General features: G+C 67.0%; 20 protein-coding genes. 9 read left to right on the top strand and 11 right to left on the bottom strand.

Going from position 1 to position 19,148, the window contains the following annotated elements; genetic code table 11:
* Positions 1-194: 194 nt before the first annotated feature.
* Both AB0F41_RS22340 and AB0F41_RS22335 read right to left on the bottom strand, forming a co-directional pair.
* A complete protein-coding gene (locus AB0F41_RS22340; RefSeq protein ID WP_357426750.1) occupies positions 195-1,346 on the bottom strand; it encodes an acetyl-CoA C-acetyltransferase in 1,152 nt (383 codons plus the stop codon).
* Positions 1,347-1,389: 43 nt separating this feature from the next.
* A complete protein-coding gene (locus tag AB0F41_RS22335; protein WP_357426744.1) occupies positions 1,390-2,001 on the bottom strand; it encodes a TetR/AcrR family transcriptional regulator in 612 nt (203 codons plus the stop codon).
* A gap of 283 nt (positions 2,002-2,284) precedes the next feature.
* Between AB0F41_RS22335 and AB0F41_RS22330 the strand changes: the two genes are divergently transcribed.
* The gene (locus AB0F41_RS22330) at positions 2,285-2,791 is read left to right on the top strand and encodes a nitroreductase family deazaflavin-dependent oxidoreductase (protein WP_357426742.1); all 507 of its coding nucleotides are present in this window, start codon (positions 2,285-2,287) and stop codon (positions 2,789-2,791) included.
* Between the two features lie 93 nt (positions 2,792-2,884).
* On the opposite strand, the gene AB0F41_RS22325 is transcribed toward AB0F41_RS22330, so the two are convergent.
* On the bottom strand, positions 2,885-3,682 hold the full coding sequence (locus AB0F41_RS22325; protein WP_357426740.1) for an SDR family oxidoreductase: 798 nt from the start codon (positions 3,680-3,682) through the stop codon (positions 2,885-2,887).
* Positions 3,679-4,830: an acyl-CoA dehydrogenase family protein gene (locus tag AB0F41_RS22320; protein ID WP_357426748.1), complete on the bottom strand. Its 1,152-nt coding sequence runs from the start codon at positions 4,828-4,830 to the stop codon at positions 3,679-3,681. The genes AB0F41_RS22325 and AB0F41_RS22320 overlap by 4 nt, the downstream gene beginning before the upstream one ends.
* A 201-nt stretch (positions 4,831-5,031) precedes the next feature.
* Between AB0F41_RS22320 and AB0F41_RS22315 the strand changes: the two genes are divergently transcribed.
* The 6 genes from AB0F41_RS22315 (at position 5,032) to AB0F41_RS22290 (ending at position 11,342) form a co-directional block, all read left to right on the top strand.
* On the top strand, positions 5,032-6,603 hold the full coding sequence (locus AB0F41_RS22315; RefSeq protein ID WP_357426737.1) for a FadD3 family acyl-CoA ligase: 1,572 nt from the start codon (positions 5,032-5,034) through the stop codon (positions 6,601-6,603).
* Positions 6,600-7,508 (top strand): enoyl-CoA hydratase, encoded by a 909-nt coding sequence (locus tag AB0F41_RS22310; RefSeq protein WP_357426735.1) that lies wholly within the window; start codon positions 6,600-6,602, stop codon positions 7,506-7,508. The genes AB0F41_RS22315 and AB0F41_RS22310 overlap by 4 nt, the downstream gene beginning before the upstream one ends.
* Entirely contained in the window at positions 7,509-8,648 is a 1,140-nt protein-coding gene (locus tag AB0F41_RS22305; protein WP_357426733.1) for an acyl-CoA dehydrogenase family protein, read from the top strand. It begins immediately after the preceding gene.
* Positions 8,645-9,679: an acyl-CoA dehydrogenase family protein gene (locus tag AB0F41_RS22300; protein WP_357426731.1), complete on the top strand. Its 1,035-nt coding sequence runs from the start codon at positions 8,645-8,647 to the stop codon at positions 9,677-9,679. The genes AB0F41_RS22305 and AB0F41_RS22300 overlap by 4 nt, the downstream gene beginning before the upstream one ends.
* Before the next feature lie 78 nt (positions 9,680-9,757).
* A complete protein-coding gene (locus AB0F41_RS22295) occupies positions 9,758-10,810 on the top strand; it encodes an acyl-CoA dehydrogenase family protein (RefSeq protein WP_357426729.1) in 1,053 nt (350 codons plus the stop codon).
* A gap of 64 nt (positions 10,811-10,874) precedes the next feature.
* Complete coding sequence (locus AB0F41_RS22290) at positions 10,875-11,342, top strand: hypothetical protein (protein ID WP_357426727.1); 468 nt, start codon at positions 10,875-10,877, stop codon at positions 11,340-11,342.
* Between the two features lie 40 nt (positions 11,343-11,382).
* Here the strand turns inward: AB0F41_RS22290 and AB0F41_RS22285 are convergent, their stop codons facing one another.
* Positions 11,383-12,276, bottom strand: coding sequence for an inositol monophosphatase family protein (locus tag AB0F41_RS22285; protein WP_357426725.1), 894 nt, complete (start codon positions 12,274-12,276; stop codon positions 11,383-11,385).
* Complete coding sequence (locus tag AB0F41_RS22280) at positions 12,191-13,063, bottom strand: DUF5919 domain-containing protein (protein WP_357426723.1); 873 nt, start codon at positions 13,061-13,063, stop codon at positions 12,191-12,193. Before AB0F41_RS22280 ends, AB0F41_RS22285 begins: the two co-directional genes overlap by 86 nt.
* Before the next feature lie 348 nt (positions 13,064-13,411).
* Here AB0F41_RS22280 and AB0F41_RS22275 point away from each other — a divergent pair, with 348 nt between their 5' ends.
* Positions 13,412-13,582, top strand: a complete 171-nt coding sequence (locus AB0F41_RS22275) for a hypothetical protein (protein WP_357426721.1) — start codon at positions 13,412-13,414, stop codon at positions 13,580-13,582.
* 125 nt (positions 13,583-13,707) lie between these two features.
* Here AB0F41_RS22275 and AB0F41_RS22270 read toward each other — a convergent pair whose 3' ends face one another.
* Positions 13,708-15,129 carry a hypothetical protein gene (locus tag AB0F41_RS22270; RefSeq protein ID WP_357426719.1) on the bottom strand — a complete coding sequence of 474 codons (1,422 nt, stop codon included), beginning with the start codon at positions 15,127-15,129 and terminating at the stop codon, positions 13,708-13,710.
* A gap of 393 nt (positions 15,130-15,522) precedes the next feature.
* On the opposite strand from AB0F41_RS22270, the gene rsgA reads away from it, so the two are divergent.
* Positions 15,523-16,569: a ribosome small subunit-dependent GTPase A gene (rsgA, locus tag AB0F41_RS22265; RefSeq protein ID WP_357426717.1), complete on the top strand. Its 1,047-nt coding sequence runs from the start codon at positions 15,523-15,525 to the stop codon at positions 16,567-16,569.
* A gap of 132 nt (positions 16,570-16,701) precedes the next feature.
* On the opposite strand, the gene AB0F41_RS22260 is transcribed toward rsgA, so the two are convergent.
* The 4 genes from AB0F41_RS22260 to AB0F41_RS22245 all read right to left on the bottom strand — a co-directional run bounded on the left by AB0F41_RS22260 (position 16,702) and on the right by AB0F41_RS22245 (position 18,947).
* Complete coding sequence (locus AB0F41_RS22260; RefSeq protein WP_357426715.1) at positions 16,702-17,076, bottom strand: type II toxin-antitoxin system VapC family toxin; 375 nt, start codon at positions 17,074-17,076, stop codon at positions 16,702-16,704.
* Positions 17,073-17,330 carry a type II toxin-antitoxin system prevent-host-death family antitoxin gene (locus tag AB0F41_RS22255; RefSeq protein WP_357426713.1) on the bottom strand — a complete coding sequence of 86 codons (258 nt, stop codon included), beginning with the start codon at positions 17,328-17,330 and terminating at the stop codon, positions 17,073-17,075. The genes AB0F41_RS22260 and AB0F41_RS22255 overlap by 4 nt, the downstream gene beginning before the upstream one ends.
* A gap of 77 nt (positions 17,331-17,407) precedes the next feature.
* A complete protein-coding gene (locus AB0F41_RS22250) occupies positions 17,408-17,737 on the bottom strand; it encodes a hypothetical protein (RefSeq protein ID WP_357426711.1) in 330 nt (109 codons plus the stop codon).
* A 1-nt stretch (position 17,738) separates the two neighbouring features.
* Complete coding sequence (locus tag AB0F41_RS22245; RefSeq protein ID WP_357426709.1) at positions 17,739-18,947, bottom strand: Rieske 2Fe-2S domain-containing protein; 1,209 nt, start codon at positions 18,945-18,947, stop codon at positions 17,739-17,741.
* Positions 18,948-19,148 lie beyond the last annotated feature (201 nt).

The raw sequence follows: 19,148 nt of genomic DNA, 5'->3' as shown, positions 1-19,148 counted from the left end.
GCCCTCGAAGCGCATGTGGCGAAGCCACGAGTCTCGAGGGCTGACAGCAGACGCTCAGGAGGGCCGAACCTCGAGCGGCGGAGCCGCTCCAAAATCACAGCCGAACCCTTGGCGGTGGGGTCGCTCCAAAATTACAGCCCGAACCTCCACCGGAGGGGCTGCTCCAATGTTTTCAGCTCAACCGCTCCAAGGTTTCAGCTGAACCGTTCGATAATGGTCGCGTTGGCCGTCCCGCCACCCTCACAAATGGTGAGCAGCCCGTAACGCCCGTTGATCCGCTCCAGCTCGTTGAGCAGAGTCGCGAACAGTTTCGCTCCGGTCGCGCCCAGCGGATGCCCCAGCGCGATCGCGCCGCCGTTCACGTTTACCTTCTCCGGATCGGCGCCGGTCTCTTTGAGCCAGGCCAGCACCACCGGCGCGAAGGCCTCGTTGATCTCGACCACGTCGATATCGTCCATGGTCAGCCCGGCCTTCTCCAGCGCCCACTTGGTCGCGGGGATCGGCGCGGTGAGCATGTAGAGCGGATCTGCGCCGCGCGCGCTGACGTGGATGATGCGGGCCCGCGGCCGCAGGCCGTACTCCTGCACCGCCCAGTCCGAGGCGAGCAGAGTGGCGCTGGCGCCGTCGGAGATCTGCGAAGCGACCGCGGCGGTCAGCGGGCTGCCCTCCTCCAGCGCGGGCAGCGAGGCCATCTTCTCCAGGCTGGTTTCGCGGGGGCCCTGGTCGATCCAGAAATCACCGACCGGCACGATTTCCTTGTCGAACCGGCCGGCTTTGATGGCCGCGCGGGCGCGTTCGTGACTGCGCAGCGCCCAGCGTTCCATCTCCTCGCGGCTGATTCCCCATTTCTCGGCGATCATCTGCGCACCGCGGAACTGCGATACCTCGGCGGTGCCGTAGCGGTGATCCCAGCCCTTGGCGCCGACGAACGGCGAGTCGAATCCGTATTCCTTGCCGGCGATCATGGCCGCGGAGATCGGGATGGCGCTCATGTTCTGCACACCGCCGGCCACGATCACCTCGGCGGTACCGCTCATGATCGCCTGCGCGCCGAAGTTGATGGCCTGCTGACTGGAACCGCACTGCCGGTCGACGGTGACCCCGGGAACCTCTTCGGGGTAGCCCGCGGCCAGCCACATGGTGCGGCCGATATTGCCGGCCTGCGGGCCGACGTTGTCTACGCAGCCGACGATCACGTCGTCGACGTGGGCCGGGTCGACGGTATTGCGTCCGAGCAGGCCCTGGAGCGCGGCCGCGCCGAGATCCGCCGGATGGACTTCCGCCAGGGCGCCGTTGCGCTTGCCGACCGGAGTGCGCACCGCGTCGATCACATAGGCCTCACGCAGCGGGGAGTAGGGGCGGCGGGCAGCAGTTGCCATGGAATCTCTCCTAATCGGTGTGGCCCGGCACGGTGAGCCCGTCGAGCACAATGGTGAGGTACTGCTTGGCGAGGGTGTCGACGGTGACCGATCCGCCGCCCGGCTGGTACCAGCGCACGGCCACCCAGACCGTGTCCCGCAGAAAGCGGTAGGCGAGGTCGATATCGAGTTCGGCGCGGAAGCTGCCGTCGGCCACGCCGTTGGTGAGCACGCGGCGCCAGAGTTCGCGGAATTCGCGGTTGTAGTCGTCGATATAGGCGAAGCGCTGCGCGGCCCGCAGCCGTTTGGCCTCGGATTGGTAGATCGCGACGGCGGCGTGGGAGCGGTCGAACGATTCGTAGGAGGCCAGCACCAGGGCTTCGAGGGTGGCGCGTGAGTTCAGCCCGGCTTCGACGATTTCGCGGTAGCGTCCGAAGAGCTCGTCCAGGAAACCGCGCAGAATTTCGTCCACCATGCCCTCTTTGGAGGAGAAGTGGTGGTAGAGACTGCCGGAGAGGATGCCGGCCGCGTCGGCGATATCACGCACCGTGGTAGCGCGCACGCCGCGCTCGGCGAACAGTTCGGCCGCCAGGTCGAGGAGTTCGGTTCGCCGGGCCGATTTCGTGGAGTCGGGTGCGGTCACCCCGCCATGATACAACCAAGCATTTGCTTGGTCTATGGAGATCGCGTGCGGAACGGCCCGGGTTTCCGGCTCCCCCCTCCTATCGGAGCCGGACCCCCGGGTCCGAACGTGGAATGCGGCGCGATCGCACTACTTCCGATCAGTTGGACGCTCGACCTCCGGATCAGGTTCCGCCGGACTCGGGCAATCTCTCGGGAACGCCTGACAAGCCGCTCCGCATATCGACAACGAATTCTCGATCGACGCACCGGGAAGCTCCGGTCCCGGCGGTATATTGCCGCCCATGACTACGCCTTTTCCGCAGCGGCAGTGGGGTTCTCCGGACAGTCCGCCGGCGCGGGTGGCGAACAAACTCGCCGCGACGAAGGTGGGATCCCGGATCATCCGCGCCCTCACCCCGCTGGACCGGCGGGTGCTGGAACGCACCGATGCCAGGTACACCCTGCTCGGACCCATCGGTGCCCCGGTGATCCTGCTGACCACGACTGGCCGCCGGTCCGGACAGCCGCGTACCCAGCCGCTGCTGTGCGTGCACGACGGCGCCACCCTCTACGTCATCGGCAGCAACTTCGGGCAGGAGCACCATCCGGCCTGGACGGCCAACCTCCTCGCGAACCCGGACGCCACCGTCGCCGTTGCGGGTGAACGCATTCCGGTGACCGCCGCGCTCGTGACGGATGAATCCGGAGAACAGATCTTCCAGCGGTTCGTCGAGATCACCGGCGCCTATGCCGCCTATCGCACCAGAACACACCGGGATCTGCGCATATTCGCGCTGACCCGCGCCTGAACGGATCCTCCGTATGCGGATCCGGGGGCAGGCACCGGCATGTGCAAGGAACCGGCGCGGCGCCGCCCGGCCGTAACCGGGCGGCCCGCCCGGTCAGGCGCGCTGGCTGCTGATGGAGACCACCTCGCCGGTGAGGTAGGTGGTGTAGTCGCTGGCGAGCATCGCGATGGTGGCCGCGACCTCCCACGGTTCGGCCGCGCGGCCGAACGCCTCCCGCTCGGAGAGCGCGTCGAGCAATTCCGACGAGCTGGTCTTGTCGAGGAACGCATGCCGGGCGATGCTCGGCGAAACCGCGTTGATCCGGACCCCGAGTTCGGCCGCCTCGACCGCGCTGCACCTGGTCAGCGCCATCACGCCCGCCTTTGCGGCGGCATAGTGGGCCTGCCCGTATTGGGCCCGCCAGCCCAGCACACTCGCGTTGTTGACGATCACGCCGCCGTGCTCGGCGTCCCGGAAATAGTTGAGTGCGGCCCGGGTGCAGCGGAAAGTGCCGTTGAGGGTGATGTCGAGAACCTTGTCCCACTGCTCGTCGGTCATATCGACCACCGGGGTCTCACCGCCGAGTCCGGCGTTGTTGACGAAGATCTCGACCCCGCCCAGCGCCGCGGCGGAACCGCGCACGAGTTCGTCGACCTGCGCGGTGCTGGTGACATCACAGACGATGGCGTGCACCAAGCGGTCGGCGAACTCCGCGGCCAGTTCGGCCCGGGTCGCCTCCAGCCGCCGTTCGTGCCAGTCCGACACCACGACATCGGCGCCTTCGGCCAGCAGCCGGCGGGCCGTGGCGGAGCCGATCCCGGTCCCGGCGGCCGCGGTGACCACGGCCCGGCGGCCGGTGAGCAGCCCGTGTGCCGGAGTCTGCTGGGGCGCGACGGACAGCGGGCCGCTCACTGCCGGGCCTCGCGGGGAAGTCCGAGCACCCGCTCGGAGATGATGTTGCGCTGCACTTCGTTCGAACCTCCGTAGATCGTATCGGCGCGGGTGAACAGGTACAGCCGCTGCCATTCGTCGAGATCTCCGTCCGCGGCGACCAGCCCGGCGGCGCCGCGCACCGCCATGGCCAGTTCACCGAGACCGCGATGCCAGTTGGCCCAGAGCAGTTTGCCCACCGACGCCTGACCGCCGTCGTCGGCGGTTTCGGCCATGGTGCGCATGGCGTGCGCTCGCAACACTCGCAGACCCACCCAGGCCCGGTCGATCTTGTCCACCAGCAGCGGGTCGTCGAGGGCACCCGATTTCCGTGCCAGCTCCTCGATGGCGGCCAGTTCCCGGGCGAAACGGATCTGCTGGCCGAGGGTGGAGATACCGCGCTCGACATTGAGGGTGCCCATGGCGACCCGCCAGCCGTCGCCGGGGTCGCCGACCACCAGATCGGCATCGGTGCGGGCGTTGTCGAAGAACACCTCGTTGAATTCGGAGGTGCCGGTGAGCTGGATGATCGGGCGCACCTCGATACCGGGCTGATCCATCGGCACCAGCAGGTAGGAGAGACCTTTGTGGCGTTTGGAGCCGGGTTCGGTGCGGCAGACCGCGAAACACCAGTCGGCGACATGGGCCAGCGAGGTCCAGATCTTCTGCCCGTTGATCGACCACTGATCGCCGTCGAGGCGGGCCGAGGTGGAGACCGCGGCGAGGTCGGAACCCGCACCCGGCTCGGAGTACCCCTGGCACCACAGTTCGGTGACGGTGCGGATGCCCGGCAGGAAGCGGTCGCGCTGGGCATCGGTGCCGAAGGCGAGCAGGGTCGGGCCGAGCAGTTCCTCGCCCACGTGTGAGACCCGCGCGGGCGCGTTCGCCTTGGCGTACTCCTCGTGGAAGATGATCTGCTGCGCGACACTGGCCGCGCGGCCGCCGTACTCGACCGGCCAGCCCAGGCAGGTCCAGCCCGCGGCGGCCAGGGCGCGATCCCATTCGAGGCGCTCGTCGAACGCCTCGTGCTCGCGACCGGGACCGCCCAGTCCGCGCAGCTCCCGGAACTCGCCGCTGAGCTGTTCGTCGAGCCAGCCCCGGACCTGGGCGGCGAATTCGCCGTCGCTCAGGGCGGCGACGCTGGTCCGTTCGGCGGTAGCGCGCGCCCCGGCGGCCGGATCGGCCGAAAGCCGTCCGCCGTCGCGACCGGTACCGGATTCTGAGGTCTGGATAGCACCCACGCCGGTAGGATAACCTACCAAGCACTTGCTTTGTAGACCGCAACTCGCAGACCGCGCACCGCCCACGGCCGCACGACATCGAGGACACCCGTGACATCCCCTGCGCACACACCGCCGACGGACCGCACCACCGCCCTGGCGTTGCATGCCGCCGCACAGACCTACGGCACCGCCCCCGCGCTCGCCGACGGCCCGGTGCGGCTCGACTGGAACCAGCTGCTCGAACAGGTTCAGGACGTGGCACGGGCGCTGCTCGCCCGCGGTGTGCGGACCGGCGACCGGATCGCCATCTGGTCGCCCAACACCCACCACTGGGTGCTCGCCGCGCTCGGCGCGCACTACGCGGGCGCGACGCTGGTCCCGCTCAACACCCGCTACGTCGCCGATGAGGTGGTCGACGTGCTGCGGCGGGTGGACGCGAAGGCCCTGTTCATCGCGGGAACCTTTCTCAAACGCGACCGCCTCGCCGAACTGCGCGCGGCCGATCCCGGCCTGCGGATCGATACCGTCGTCGTCCTCCCCGTGGAGGGCATCGAGGAACCGGTGGACGATGCGTCGAACTGGTCGGATTTCCTGCAGATCGGTGCGGAGATCCGCCGGGAGCAGGCCCGCGAACGGGCCGAGTCGATCGATCCCGAGGCGCTGTCGGACATCCTGTTCACCTCCGGCACCACCGGGCGCAGCAAAGGTGTGCTGATCGCGCATCGGCAGACCCTGTCCGCGGTCCGCGGCTGGACCGAATGCGCGACGCTGAACAGCGACGACAACTATCTGATCGTCAACCCGTTCTTCCACAGCTTCGGCTACAAGGCCGGGATCATCGCCTGCCTGCTCACCGGGGCGACCATGGTGCCGCAGATCGTGTTCGACGTGCCCACCACCATGCGGCTCATCGACCAGGAGAAGATCACCGTCCTGCCCGGCCCGCCCACCATCTACCAGTCGATCCTGGATTTCCCCGACCGCGGCGAATACCGGCTCGACGGCCTGCGGGTGGCGATCACCGGGGCCGCGCCCGTACCGGTCGTGCTGGTGGAACGGATGCGTTCGGAACTGGATTTCGATGTGGTCCTCACCGCCTACGGTCTCTCCGAATCCACCGGTTTCGGCACCATGTGCCGGGCCGACGACCCCGCCGAGACGATCTCGGCCTCCAGCGGCCGCCCGATGGCCGGATTCGAACTGAAGCTCAGCGATGCCGGTGAAGTGCTACTGCGCGGACCGAACGTGATGCTCGGATATCTGGACGATCCGGAGAGCACCGCGAAAACCATCGACCCGGACGGATGGCTGCACACCGGCGATATCGGCGAGATCGACGACAACGGATACCTGAAGATCACCGACCGGCTGAAGGATATGTACGTCAGCGGTGGTTTCAACGTCTACCCCGCCGAGATCGAACAGGCACTGGCCCGGTTGGACGGCGTCGCCTCCTCCGCGGTGATCGGGGTACCCGACGACCGGATGGGCGAGGTCGGCAAGGCCTACATCGTGCGCAAACCGGGCGCGGCGCTCACCGAGGACCAGGTGTTCTCGTACGCCACCAAGGTGCTGGCGAATTTCAAGGTGCCGCGTTTCGTCGAGTTCCGCGACCAGCTGCCCTACAACGCCGGCGGCAAGGTGCTCAAACGTCAGCTACGTGAGGAGAATTCGCAATGACCGAGAACGGGGCCGACAGCGCCGGCGGGAGCATCCCCTACGAACCGGATGTGGTGACCTACGAGCGCCGGGGCGCCGTCGCCGTGGTCACCCTGAACCGGCCCGACTACCGCAACGCGCAGAACTCCGTGATGACCTACGCCATCGACGCCGCGTTCGAGCGGGCGGTCGAGGATCCCGAGGTCAAGGTCATCGTGCTGGCGGGCAACGGTAAGCATTTCAGCGCCGGGCACGATCTGGGCACCCCGGGCCGCGACCATCACGTGAAGTACCAGAACAAGGCCGCGCTGTGGTGGGACCACGTGGACCGTCCCGGCGGTGACCAGCGCTTCGCCCGCGAGACCGAGGTCTACCTCGGGATGTGCCGCCGCTGGCGGGAGATTCCCAAACCGACCATCGCCATGGTGCAGGGCGCCTGTATCGCGGGCGGGCTCATGCTGGCCTGGGTCTGCGACATGATCATCGCCTCCGATGACGCGTTCTTCTCCGACCCGGTGGTCCGCATGGGCATTCCGGGTGTCGAATATTTCGCGCACCCGTGGGTGATGGGCCCGCGCGCCGCGAAGGAATTCCTTTTCACCGGTGACCGTTTCGGCGCGGCACAGGCCAAGGAATGGGGCATGGTCAACCGGGTCGTCCCGCGCGCCGAACTGGAAACCGAGACCATGGCGGTGGCGGAGAAGATCGCCGCCATGCCGCAATTCGGGCTGGCGCTGACGAAGAAGGCGGTCAACCAGGCCGAGGACCTCATGGGGATGCGCACCGGTATGGATTCGGTGTTCGGCCTGCACCATTTCGCGCACGCCCACAATGCCGAGGTGGGCGCGGATTCCCTGGGCGGGATGAACGCCAAATCGATGAAGGCGAGCGCGAGTTCGGCCGACAAGAACGACGGGAAAGCCTGAATGGATCTCGATCTCGACGACAGCACCCGGGAATTCCAGCGGGAAGTCCGCGAATTCCTGGCCTCGAACGTACCCGCCGAACCGCTGCCCTCGATGGATACGGCGGAGGGGTTCGAGGCCCATCGGGCCTGGGAACGCACCCTCGCCGACGCGCGGCTCTCGGTCGTTTCCTGGGACCGGGAGTACGGCGGCCGCGAAGCCTCACTGCTGGAATGGGTGCTGTTCGAACAGGAGTACTACGCGGCGGGCGCGCCCGGGCGGGTCAGTCAGAACGGCATCTTCCTGCTCGCTCCGACCCTGTTCGAGCACGGTACGCCCGAACAACTGGCACGGATCATGCCGCGGATGGCCCGCGCCGACGATATCTGGGCGCAGGCCTGGTCGGAACCGGAAGCCGGCAGCGACCTCGCCGGTATCCGCTCGACCGCGCGCCGCGCCGACGGCGGCTGGGTGCTGAGCGGGCAGAAGACCTGGAGTTCGCGGGCGGCGTTCGCGGACTGGGCCTTCGGCCTGTTCCGCAGCGACCCGGAGGCCGAACGGCATCGCGGGCTCACCTACCTGATGTTCCCGCTGAACGCCGACGGTGTGACCGTACGCCCGATCCCGCAACTGGACGGCGAACCGGGCTTCGCGGAGATCTTCCTCGACGACGTGTTCGTACCCGACAGCGATGTGATCGGTGCGCCGAACGAGGGCTGGCGGGTGGCCATGAGCACCTCCAGTAACGAGCGCGGCCTGTCACTGCGCAGCCCGGGCCGGTTCAGCGCGACCGCGCAACGGCTGATCGACCTGTGGACCGCGGGCGAGGACACCGGAACCGCGGCCCGCGATGCGGTGGTGGACGCCTGGATCGGCAGCGAGGCCTACCGGCTGCACACATTCGGGACGGTCACCCGGTTGAACGAGGGCGGCAAACTCGGCGCCGAATCGTCGATCACCAAGGTGTACTGGTCCGAACTCGATATCGCCATGCACGAGACCGCGCTCGATCTGCTCGGCGCCGAGGCCGAACAGGAAAGCCGCTGGACCGACGGCTACCTGTTCTCACTGTCCGGCCCGATCTACGCCGGTACCAACGAAATCCAACGCAACATCATCGCCGAGCGGCTCCTCGGCCTACCCAGGGGAGGCGGCCGATGAAATTCGCGCTCAGCCCGGAGCACCAGGACTTCGGCGCCAGCATCCGCAAACTGTTCGAGTCCGGGCAGACGCCCGCCGCGGTCCGCGCGTGGAGCGGTGACGATCCGGCGCCCGGCCGCGCGCTGATCGAGCAGCTCGCCGCCGCCGGCGCGTTCGGCCTGACCGTCGACGAGGAGTACGGCGGCCTCGGGGCCGAACCGCTCGACCAGGTGGTGGCTTTCGTCGAGATCGGCCGCGCCGCGGCGCCGGGCCCGCTGGTCGAATCGGCGGCCGCCATTCCCGCCCTGCTCCAGGCGCTGGCCGGTACCGATCCGGAACCCGCCCGGCGCTGGCTGCCGGGGATCTCGGAGGGCACGCTCACGGCGACCCTCGCCGTCGCCGGTCGCGGCGGGCGGGCGCTCGCCGTGGACGCCGACCGCGTCGATCTCGTCCTGCTGGCCGACGGCGACCGCGTGAGCACCGGCCGGGTCGGCGAACCGGTCCGCTCGGTGGACCCGGCCCGCCGGCTGTTCGTGATCGAGGCGGACGAGACCGTCGCCGCGGGGCCGCACGTCGCCGCGGCGATCGCGGCCGGATTCGACGCCGCCGTCCTGGCGAATTCGGCACAGCTGCTGGGCGCGGGTAAAGCGCTACTCGACGCGTCGACCGACTATGTGAAGCAGCGCAAACAGTTCGGGCGCCCGATCGGTGAGTTCCAGGCGATCAAACAGAAACTGGCGGATGTGTTCATCGGCCTGGACCTGGCCGAACCGCTGCTGCACCGGGCCGCGCTGACCACCGGCTCCGCCAACCGCACCCGCGATGTATCCGCCGCGGCCGTGGCCTGCGCCGACGCCGCCTATCGGGCCGCCCGCACCGCCCTGCAGGTGCACGGCGCGATCGGTTACACGTCCGAATACGACCTGTCGCTGTGGCTCACCAGGGTCACCGCCCTGCGCAGCGCCTGGGGCACCCCCGACCTGCATCGTGGCCGGGTAGCCGAGGCGCTGCGCGCCGGGACCGCCACGGATCCGTCCGGCGCGCTCACCTAGCAACCACCAGCAGGCAGCGGCGAGTACCGGACGGATGCGCTGCCCCCGGATCCGTCCGCCAGACCTACGGGAGAAGAGATGATCAGCGAGGAACAGCAGGAGCTGGTGTCGGCGGTCCGGGGACTGCTCGCCAAACGGGATGCGCGGGCGGGTATCCGCAAGGCCATCGACACCGACCTCGGCTACGACCCGCGGCTGTGGGCGCAGCTGTGTGAGCAGGTGGGAGTGGCCGCGCTGGCGATACCCGAGGAGTTCGGCGGGTTCGGGGCGGGTCTGGCCGAGGCTCTGCTGGTTGTCGGGGAACTCGGCCGGACGCTGGCCGATGTGCCGATGCTGGGTTCGGCGGTGCTGGGCGCGCAGGCGGTGCTGCTGTCGGGTGATACCGACGCCTGTGAACGGCTGCTGCCCGGGATCGCCGAAGGCAGCGCCACCCTCGCCGTCTGCTGGGCGTCGGCCCGCGGCTGGGACGAGTTCGGTGTTCGCGCCGACGGCGACACCCTCGACGGGGTCGCGCACTACGTCCTGGACGGCACGATCGCCGACACCTTGATCGTGGTCACCGAATCCGGGCTGTTCGAAGTGGATCCGGCCGCGACCGGGGTCGAACGCCGGAAGGTGGCGGCCATGGATCCCTCGCGCGCCCTGTCCGAGGTCACCTTCGCCGTCACCCCCGCCCGCCGGCTCGGCGCCGCCGACCCGGGCCCGGTTGTCGAACAGCTGCGCCGGATCGCCTGGGCGGCGGTCGCCGCGGAACAGGTCGGGGCGGCCGAATACTGCCTCGAGGCCACCGTCGAATACACCAAATCGCGGGTCCAGTTCGGCCGGGCGATCGGCAGCTTCCAGGCTCTCAAACACCGCATGGCCGATATGTACGTCCTCGCCGAATCCGCGAAATCGACGGCCCTGACCGCCGCCATCGCCCTCGCCGAGAACAGCCCGGCCGCCGCCGAGGACGTCTGGGTGGCCCGCAACCAGTGCTCGGAAGCGTTCACCACGATCGCCTCCGAAACCATCCAGATGCACGGCGGTATCGCCATCACCTGGGAGCACGACGCCCACCTCTACTTCAAACGCGCCCACGGCGACGCACAACTCTTCGGCACCCCGAAGCGCCCCCTCGCCGCACACTGATCGCCGGTCGGCGAACGGATCACCGACCCGGCGATATCAGAACTAGTGCTGATATCGTCCGGCCATGAGTACGACCGCAACTCTGTCGGCCTTCCTACGCGACCCGAACAGCATCATCGACGCCATGGAGGAAACCGGCGACGTAGTACTCACTCGCCGGTCCGCTCCCGCGTTGCGCCTGTCGAACGCCGCCGAATCCGAAGCCGAAACCCGGACTCTCGAGGCGCTGACTCAACTGCTCGCCCTCTCGATCGACGATGAGATGCTGGAGCGGATCGGCTCGCTGCTGTCCATCACATTCCCCTGGGCAGACCTTCTTCCCGCGCATGTCAGACCGGATTTCGTTTCCGAATTCCTCCGTATTGCAAGGGCATGCTTCTCGGTGGGCCGCTTCGACCGTTTGACGCTCACGCTCGAGGCGTGGAAAAGCACCGCCGAGGCGTACGCGGACCCGTCAGTGACGGTCGACGCCACGGATCTGCACTACTTCGAGGAGCCCGAAGCAGTGTCCGACCCCTGGTCCGGCAAATGAGCAAAACCGACACGTTCCGAGGCCCGCTTGGCCAAAATCATCACGCCCGCCGGACTCGAGCATTCCGAGCAGACGATTCGGCTACCAGCCGAATCAGCTCCCCGGAGATCGCCGGATTGGCGGCAACGGTGTGGCGCGCGCGAATACTGTGGTCCGTGCCGTCGGAGTCGGTAACCATCGCGCCGCTCTCACGTGCGATCACCACACCGGCTGCCATATCCCACGGCTTGTTCGACAAGATTACGCAGCCGTCGATGCGCCCTTCGGCCACCCACGCCAGATCCAGAGCGGCGGAACCGAACATCCGAACACGTTCGGCCACCGCCGCGAGACTCTGGGTCAAGGCGAGCCGGTCGTGGTTCGCGGCCTCCGCCTCGGATCCGACAGCGTAATCACCGATCGAGACAATGGCTTCGCGGAGCTGTTGCGCGTTCCCTGTGGTGAGGCGCTTGCCTCCGGCGTAGGCGCCCAGCCCTTCAGCGGCGTAGAACTCGACCCCGAGAAAGGGCGCACAGATCACCCCGACCCTCGGCCGCCCATCGCAGGCCAGCGCCAGTGAAACAGCGCAAAGCGGTAGGCCGTGGATGAAATTCGAGGTCCCGTCGATGGGATCGAGGATCCATACCTGTCCGTCTCCCGGATCTACGGGCCGGCCGATATCCGACTCCTCACCGAGAAAACCGATGTCCGGGGTAGCTGCGTGCAGGTACCGCTGCACTTTCCGCTGAATCTCCACATCCAACTCGGTGACGAAATCACGATCCGCCTTGGCGTCGATCGAACCAGGAGCGGCATTCGACAGCAGATCCGCTCCTTCTGCGACGGCCGCGCGGGCAATGGCCAGCAGGTCAGCGAGATCGGTCATGCCACACATCCTTTCCGTGCTCCCATAGATCGTCGAAGACTCCGGCGAAGGTATCGAAGATGCCCGCACCTTCGGACTTTCGCACGGCGAAGGTCGGCGATTCGAGTCCACGCGCCATCGGCAGGTAGGGCTGCACCACACAGAGCGAAGAGTCGACAATGACGATGTTGAATCTGGCAGTTCGATCGTATGTCCGGACTCGGAGAGAACCGGCATTCGCCTCGCTCGACCTAGCGTGGATCCGATGCAGCACTGCAATGTTCAACGCGGTCAATCCGGACAGCGCCCCGGGTGTCTGCTCCTCTTCCGATTCACGCCGTGTTATCTCCTCACCATCAGGATCCAGAAACAGACATCTCATCTTCGTTCCTGTCTCGAGCAGTTGGTGTATCTCACGATCGGAGTACTGCTGACACAGCATGTTCAGGGATATGCCGACGATATCGATGGTCGCGGCACCCCTGAATAACTGCTGCGGCGGCATCGCGCAGGCGAAGGCGTTCCGACTCGGGAAGACGGCTTCGACATCGGCAGTGCGAGGCAGAAGCGTGTGCGAAAACGGAGCATCGGTGATTCGTTGTCGTGTGGTCGAACTGCTCTCGGTCGCAGAATCATGCGATCTGAACAGCTCGTCGACCGACCTACCCGGGAACATCGATTGCAGGACGCGGCAGTGATGCGGATACGGCAATCCCGAAATCTCCCCGGATAGCCAACGGTAGAACTGAGCCTTCTTCGGACCACATCCGACCAGGCCGGCGTCGACCTTCACCGCGTGCCGGTCGTACTCCCGATTGAACGCGGACAGGGTTTGGATATGGCGCTGTTGCAGCAACGCTTTCAGAACAGTCCCCATGTCATGTCTCCAGGATCGCGCGGCCACCACCACAGAAGAGACCTAGAAGATACCAGCGCGCTCAGGAAGAAACACCGGCGGCGACGAGCCGATACCCGGCTCCCAGAAATGCTCGGTTACGGCCCCGCCGTCGGGCAGAACTCGTTTCCTCGACGGCGGGAGCTTGCCAAAGCCAACGACGGAGCGTAAACGGGAGACGACATGGGCTTACGACCGAGGTCGATCGGCTACGTACGCAGAGAATTGCGCGTCGGCGGATTCGATCTATCGGCCTTGGCCGAAAGACGCGGGTACCGACTTACCTACACCATCGTCACGGACACCGGTCCGTTGATCTCAGGACTCGTCGTGGCACAACACCTCTATGAGCACGACGCCGAGGCGGTCGTTGTACCGGGGTTCGAGCATGCCGAGCCGATTCGCAGCCTCATCACCGACCTGGCTGTTCTCATCACGCCGATGCGTATGTATCCACTCGGCTATCGGTGGCCGGTACCGGACGCGAGGGGCGGGATGTGATGGTCTGGAATCCTGCACTCGTTGCGCTGGCCATCGGGCTGATATGCCTCACGGTCGGGTTGGCATGGCCCCGGAAATGACGAGAGCCCCTGCTGTACCACTCGATGGAACCGCAGCCGTCTCGCTCAGCGGATGCGCATGATGCCGGTGATCGTGCCCTGCCAGAGTTCGCCGTTCGCGGTGGTGAGGCCGGCCATCTGGAGGGTGTCGGCGACGATTGTCGCCGACATCGGGCGCTTCGCCTCGACCTCGCCGGTGGCGGCGTCGATCACCCCGTAGGCGTAGCCGTCGAGCGGCGTGGTCAGGCCGAGGCCGAGCCGGATGATGGTGTAGATGGTGCCGTCGGCGACCGACAGTTTGGGGACCGCGGCGCTGCGTACCTTGTTGTCCCAGACCGTATGGCACCCCTGGTCGTCGATATCCACGCGGGTCATACCGCCGGTGAAGGGGGCGGCGGCGGGTTGGGCGGGGCCCGCGTCGTCGGGGACGGTGGGGTACGGGTAGCCGTAGGTGCCCGCCACGAAGACCGAGCGGCCGATGCCGATGGGTGAGTTCTCACTGCCGGGCCCGCCTTGGGTGAGTACCGGCTGGTTGCAGACCAATTCACCGGTGCCGGAGCGGTAGACCAGCAGGTGCACCTGGTCGGCGGCGTTGTCGACGATGGTCAGGTATTCGGTGCCGTCGCCGGGGCCGAAATAGGTCGGGGTGGAGCCGGTACCCCAGCTCAGTTGTCCCGGTTTGCGTGCCGGGCCGCGATCATAGGGTGCGCGCCAGCTGACCTGCGGTGCACCGGAGGCATCGGCTCGCAGTTCGTACAGCGCGTGGGTCGTCGCCACCGCGACACCGTTTGGTGCGGACGAAATACTGTTCGACACCCGCTCACCGGCCGGGAGTCGGTGGGTGGCCACGGTTCCGGTGGGTGCGACCGTGCCGACCAGTCCCGCGCCGGTGGCGAACCAGACGTTGCCGGCCCAATCGGGGACCAGGCCCGTCACGGCGTCCCCGGCGGGTATCGCACCGGTCAGGTCGGTGGACTCGTCGACGATCAGATTCCAGGCCCCGTCGTGGTCCGCGGTATGCCCGATCCGCAGCAACCGCCGCTCCCCGTCGACCACCACCAGCCGGTTCTCGTTGTCGAGATACGCGTACACACCGCCCAGCAGACTGCCTTTGGTGAGTGCCATTTTCGCCGCGGGAGGTCCGAGCGGACCTTTCGCGGGATCGAACAGATACACCGTGGGCGCGCGATCGACAATCGCCGTACACAACGCGACGACCATCCCGTCCGACCCCTGCAGGATGGTGGGGCAGGCCGCGGCCAGCGGGTCTCCCGACGGGGTCACCCAGCCGGTGCCCGGCCCGGCCAGCGGCGTCACATCCGAGGAGCCGGCATCACCGTGCATGGTCGCGGAACCGAGGGGGCCGAGATGGGGATTCGCCGGACCCACCGGGCCCCAGCCGGATTCGGCCCCGGAGGGAACCGCGTTGAGCACGAGTACGGCCGCGAGCACCGGCAGCGCCCGGCCGGCCGACGAGAGGAAACCCATGGCGGGATGCTACTGGAACACGTTCCAGTGAGGGTCTCGTTCAGCGGACTCCGAACGAGCGCTCGCCGAGAACCGCCCGATCCACAAAAGCGAAACGAAGGTCGTCACGCCCGACCGCGCCGCCGACGACTACGCCACCAGCGCCCGCCTGCCCGGCCCACTCGGGTCTGCCCGGCCGGCCCGCCTGCCACCGGAAAATGGATTGCGTGTTACCCGGCGGCGTGCCAAAGTGTCGGCAACAGCGAGTCGTGAAGGAGGTGGAGAACGTGACGACCGCCCGGATTGCCGTGGCGCGGCGAACCGCACCGGTTCGTACCGCCGCATCGTTCTCCCTCTCGAACTCCACTCGCTGAGCCCGTCGGGCTCGGCGCCCGACGAAGGATTTCCTCCCTCATGGTCGACTTCGACCGACTCGTCCCTTTCGGCTGGACAGCAGCCGTAGCCGCGCAGTATCTCCCCTTGCTCGACCCCGATTGTGTACCCGCGCGCATCCTCCGGATGGATCGCGGCGAATGCGATGTGGTGACACCCACCGGTCATACCCGGGCCACCTGCCCGCGCGCGGATTCGGCGGTGAGCGGTTTGTGCACCGGCGACTGGGTGAGCCTGGACGCTCGCTCACACGTCCGTGCCCTGCTGCCACGCCGCACCGCCATCACCCGGTCCACCGCGTCCGGGCGGTCGGAAGGCCAGGTGCTGGCCGCCAATGTCGATACCGCTCTGATCTGCGCGCCCGCCGACGGCGATGTGGATCTCGGGCGGATCGAACGCCTGCTCGCCCTGGTCTGGGAGAGCGGCGCCCAGCCCGTGGTCGTGCTCACCAAGGCGGATACCACCGAGCACCTGCCGCTCGACGAGGTCCGGGCCGTGGCCCCGGGCGCCGCGGTGCTGGCGGTCAGCGCGACCGCCGAACTCGGCCTCGAGGTGCTGGCAGCGGTGCTCGACGGCACGGTCGCGCTGCTCGGGCCGTCCGGCGCGGGTAAATCCACTCTGGCCAACGCCCTGCTCGGCGCGGACGTCTTCGCCACCGACACTGTGCGCGCGACCGATAAGAAGGGCCGGCACACCACGGTGCACCGCGAACTGCGGCCGCTGCCCACCGGCGGCACCCTCATCGATACCCCTGGCCTGCGGGGTGTCGGACTGTGGGACGCGGCCGAGGGCATCAGCCGGACCTTCAGCGATATCGAAGAACTGGCCGCGGAATGCCGATTCGCCGACTGCGCCCATGACGCCGAACCGGGTTGCGCGGTTCGCGCCGCCGTCGAATCCGGGGAAGTACCCGAACGGCGGCTGCGCAGCTATCGCAAGCTGGACAAGGAGAACGCCTGGATGGAGGCGCGGACGGACAAACGGCTCCAGGCCGAGCGCAATCAGGTGTGGCGGGGAATCGCCAAGGAGCAGCGGCGGATGTACCGCGAGCGCGGCTCCCGGCGCTGAACTCCCGCAAGACCGGGCCGCGCGATACCCGACCAGCGGTAAGACCGCGGCCGCTTCCAGGAGATCTGGAAGCGGCCGCGGTCTGCGCAACTGGTAATGAGCGTCGTCTTCTGCGCCGCGCCGCCCAGTCCCTCAGACCGCCAGTGTGCGAACCTCGTATTTCTGGCACCAGGGGTCGCGGGTGGCCAGCACCAGACCTTCCGAACTCGTCTGCGCCAACAGCATTCGATCGAAGGGGTCACGGTGAATCAGCGGCAGGCGACCGGCCACGATGGAATGCTCCGCGTTGATCGGCAACACGGTGAAACCACTGTCGCGCACCCGCTCCGGAAGGTCGGCAGGCCCATCCAATTTGCCACCCGCCTGCTTGATCGCCACTTCCCAGACCGAAACAGCGCTCACGAACACATCCGGGTCGCGATCGAGCCGGTCCTTGACGTCGTCGGCGAGCGTCGGATCGTCCGTGAGCCACCACAGCACCACATGGGTATCCAGAAGCAAACTCATCGCGGGATACCGAATTCGTCGGCTATCGCCTCATTCGTCTCATCGGAGTCCCAGCCCGCTCCGAGCGTGAGCGCTCCACGTAACGATCCACGACCCGTTCGGTCGGCTCGCCGAACCAGCGGCACGACCTTGGCCACGGGATGCCCGGCACGGCTGATCACGATCTCCTCGCCGCGCTCTACCCGTTCCACGATGCGTGACAAATTCGTCTTCGCCTCGTGAATATTGAACTGCTCCGCCGCGTTGCCGACCATGACTACCTCCTTAGCTAAGAGGTTAGCCCACCGAGGCGTCCTGCCGCGATAGACGGACGGCCCGCGAGTTCGATCGGCTACTCGGGAACCTCGAGAACACCTTCGTCGACGGCCCATTTGATGGTTTTCTGGAGCCGATCGCAGGTATCCGGCCGGCCCGGCCCGTACCCCTTCTCGCTGAGTTCGGCGAAAACCGGGCAGTGGGTGGCCGGGTTCTCCGACCATTGCACCGAGGTCTGCCGGGAGCTGCTCTTACGAACCCGGACCTCGGTATGGCAGGCCTGACACCGCAGCGGTGTCAGGCCGTCCTCCAGATACCGTTCCTGGTCCACGACCGTCTGGGCCCGCACCGCGTCCCGCCGTGCGGGCTGGTCGGCGAAGTCGGGTGCTTTCGCCCAGCTGGTCATGTCAGACTCCCGCCTCCGCCTGGTCGGCCTGTGCCTCTTCTTCGCGCTTGCGCCGCAGGTTGTCTTCGACCTCGGCTTCCCACGCCTCGTTCGCCTTCGCGGTATCGACCTCGAACTCGAACCGCTGGGTCATCTTCTCGGTCACGTCGGCGATATCGACGTAGAACTGGTCGTACCAGCGACGCAGCTGGTAGACGGGGCCGTCCTCCTCGCACAGGAGCGGGTTCTCGACCTTGGACTTGTGCTTCCAGATCTCGACGTCCTGCAGGAACCCGTCGCCGAAGAAATCGGCCATGGTCCGGGCCAGGTTCTGCGCGGTTTCGTCGTCGAGGCCCTTGGGCTTCTCGACGGTCAGGCCCCACTGCAGCATGAACGAATCCTGCGTCACCGGGTAGTGGCAGTTGATCAGCTGGACCTTGATCTCGTAGCCGCCGTAGCTGTTGATCAGCGGGTTGATCATGTAGGACGGGCCGAAGTACGAGGCCTCCGACTTCAGCAGCTGCTCACCGGCGTATTTCGCCCCCGCACCGACATCCGGGCGGCCCTTGGTCTCCAGGAACTGAGTGGCCACATGACCCTCGAAAACGTTCTTGAAGTAGGTGGGGAACGCGAAGTGGATATAGAAGAAATGCGCCATATCCACGACGTTGTCGATGATCTCGCGGCAGTTCGCGCCCTCGATCAGCAGATTGTTCCAGGTCCACTCGGTCCAGCCGCTGTCCAGCTCCTCCACCGGGTTGCCGTCGGCATCGGTGTAGGGGCCCTCGATATGCGGAATGGTGACCTCGGGCGGCGGCTGGTTGCCCTCGTGGTCGTGCCAGACGAAGAACTGCCCGTTGCGTTCGAGGGTGGTCCAGCGCCGCGTCCGCGCCAGCGGGGGCACCCGCCGGGCGTAGGGAATGGACGTGCATTTGCCGTTCGCGCCCCAGCGCCAATCGTGGAACGGGCAGGCGATATCGTCGCCCTTCACCTCACCCATGCTGAGGTCGCCGCCCATATGGCGGCAGTAGGCGTCGAGCACATGCAGTTCGCCTGCGCTGTCCTCCCACACCACGAGCTTGGTTCCGAACGCTTTCACCGAGTGCGGTTTGCCGTCGCGGAAATTCTGCGCCAGCCCCAGGCAATGCCATCCGCGCGCGTACCGGGTGGGAGTCGAACCGACGTCGAGCTCCCGAACCTTGGCACCGCTCCCGGGCGGGGTTACTGCCATCGCGATTCCTCCTCCTGCTGTACTAGAACACGTTACAAAACTGACGTCCCGAGCGCCAGCTATTCGCGCCACATCCAGCAGATGTCCCATAACCGCCGTGCACAGACACCCGTTCTCGACATGAACAAGAACCTGTTCTAGTCTCAGAAGTAAATTCTGCCCCGAGCAGATAACCACCGGTTAGTAAACGACCAGGCAGGA

The organism is Nocardia sp. NPDC024068 (assembly GCF_040638875.1).
In the GTDB taxonomy this organism is placed as follows: domain Bacteria; phylum Actinomycetota; class Actinomycetes; order Mycobacteriales; family Mycobacteriaceae; genus Nocardia.
The sequence above is the reverse complement of the archived record's forward strand: the minus strand, read 5'-3'. Positions and strand labels throughout refer to the sequence as shown.

Coding starts and splice junctions, on each gene's coding strand:
- AB0F41_RS22330 (WP_357426742.1), top strand. CDS start 2,285: ATGACTACGCCTTTTCCGCAGCGGCAGTGGGGTTCTCCGGACAGTCCG.
- AB0F41_RS22310 (WP_357426735.1), top strand. CDS start 6,600: ATGACCGAGAACGGGGCCGACAGCGCCGGCGGGAGCATCCCCTACGAA.
- AB0F41_RS22305 (WP_357426733.1), top strand. CDS start 7,509: ATGGATCTCGATCTCGACGACAGCACCCGGGAATTCCAGCGGGAAGTC.
- AB0F41_RS22300 (WP_357426731.1), top strand. CDS start 8,645: ATGAAATTCGCGCTCAGCCCGGAGCACCAGGACTTCGGCGCCAGCATC.
- AB0F41_RS22295 (WP_357426729.1), top strand. CDS start 9,758: ATGATCAGCGAGGAACAGCAGGAGCTGGTGTCGGCGGTCCGGGGACTG.
- AB0F41_RS22290 (WP_357426727.1), top strand. CDS start 10,875: ATGAGTACGACCGCAACTCTGTCGGCCTTCCTACGCGACCCGAACAGC.
- AB0F41_RS22280 (WP_357426723.1), bottom strand. CDS start 13,063: ATGGGGACTGTTCTGAAAGCGTTGCTGCAACAGCGCCATATCCAAACC.
- AB0F41_RS22270 (WP_357426719.1), bottom strand. CDS start 15,129: ATGGGTTTCCTCTCGTCGGCCGGCCGGGCGCTGCCGGTGCTCGCGGCC.
- rsgA (WP_357426717.1), top strand. CDS start 15,523: ATGGTCGACTTCGACCGACTCGTCCCTTTCGGCTGGACAGCAGCCGTA.
- AB0F41_RS22260 (WP_357426715.1), bottom strand. CDS start 17,076: ATGAGTTTGCTTCTGGATACCCATGTGGTGCTGTGGTGGCTCACGGAC.
- AB0F41_RS22255 (WP_357426713.1), bottom strand. CDS start 17,330: ATGGTCGGCAACGCGGCGGAGCAGTTCAATATTCACGAGGCGAAGACG.
- AB0F41_RS22250 (WP_357426711.1), bottom strand. CDS start 17,737: ATGACCAGCTGGGCGAAAGCACCCGACTTCGCCGACCAGCCCGCACGG.
- AB0F41_RS22245 (WP_357426709.1), bottom strand. CDS start 18,947: ATGGCAGTAACCCCGCCCGGGAGCGGTGCCAAGGTTCGGGAGCTCGAC.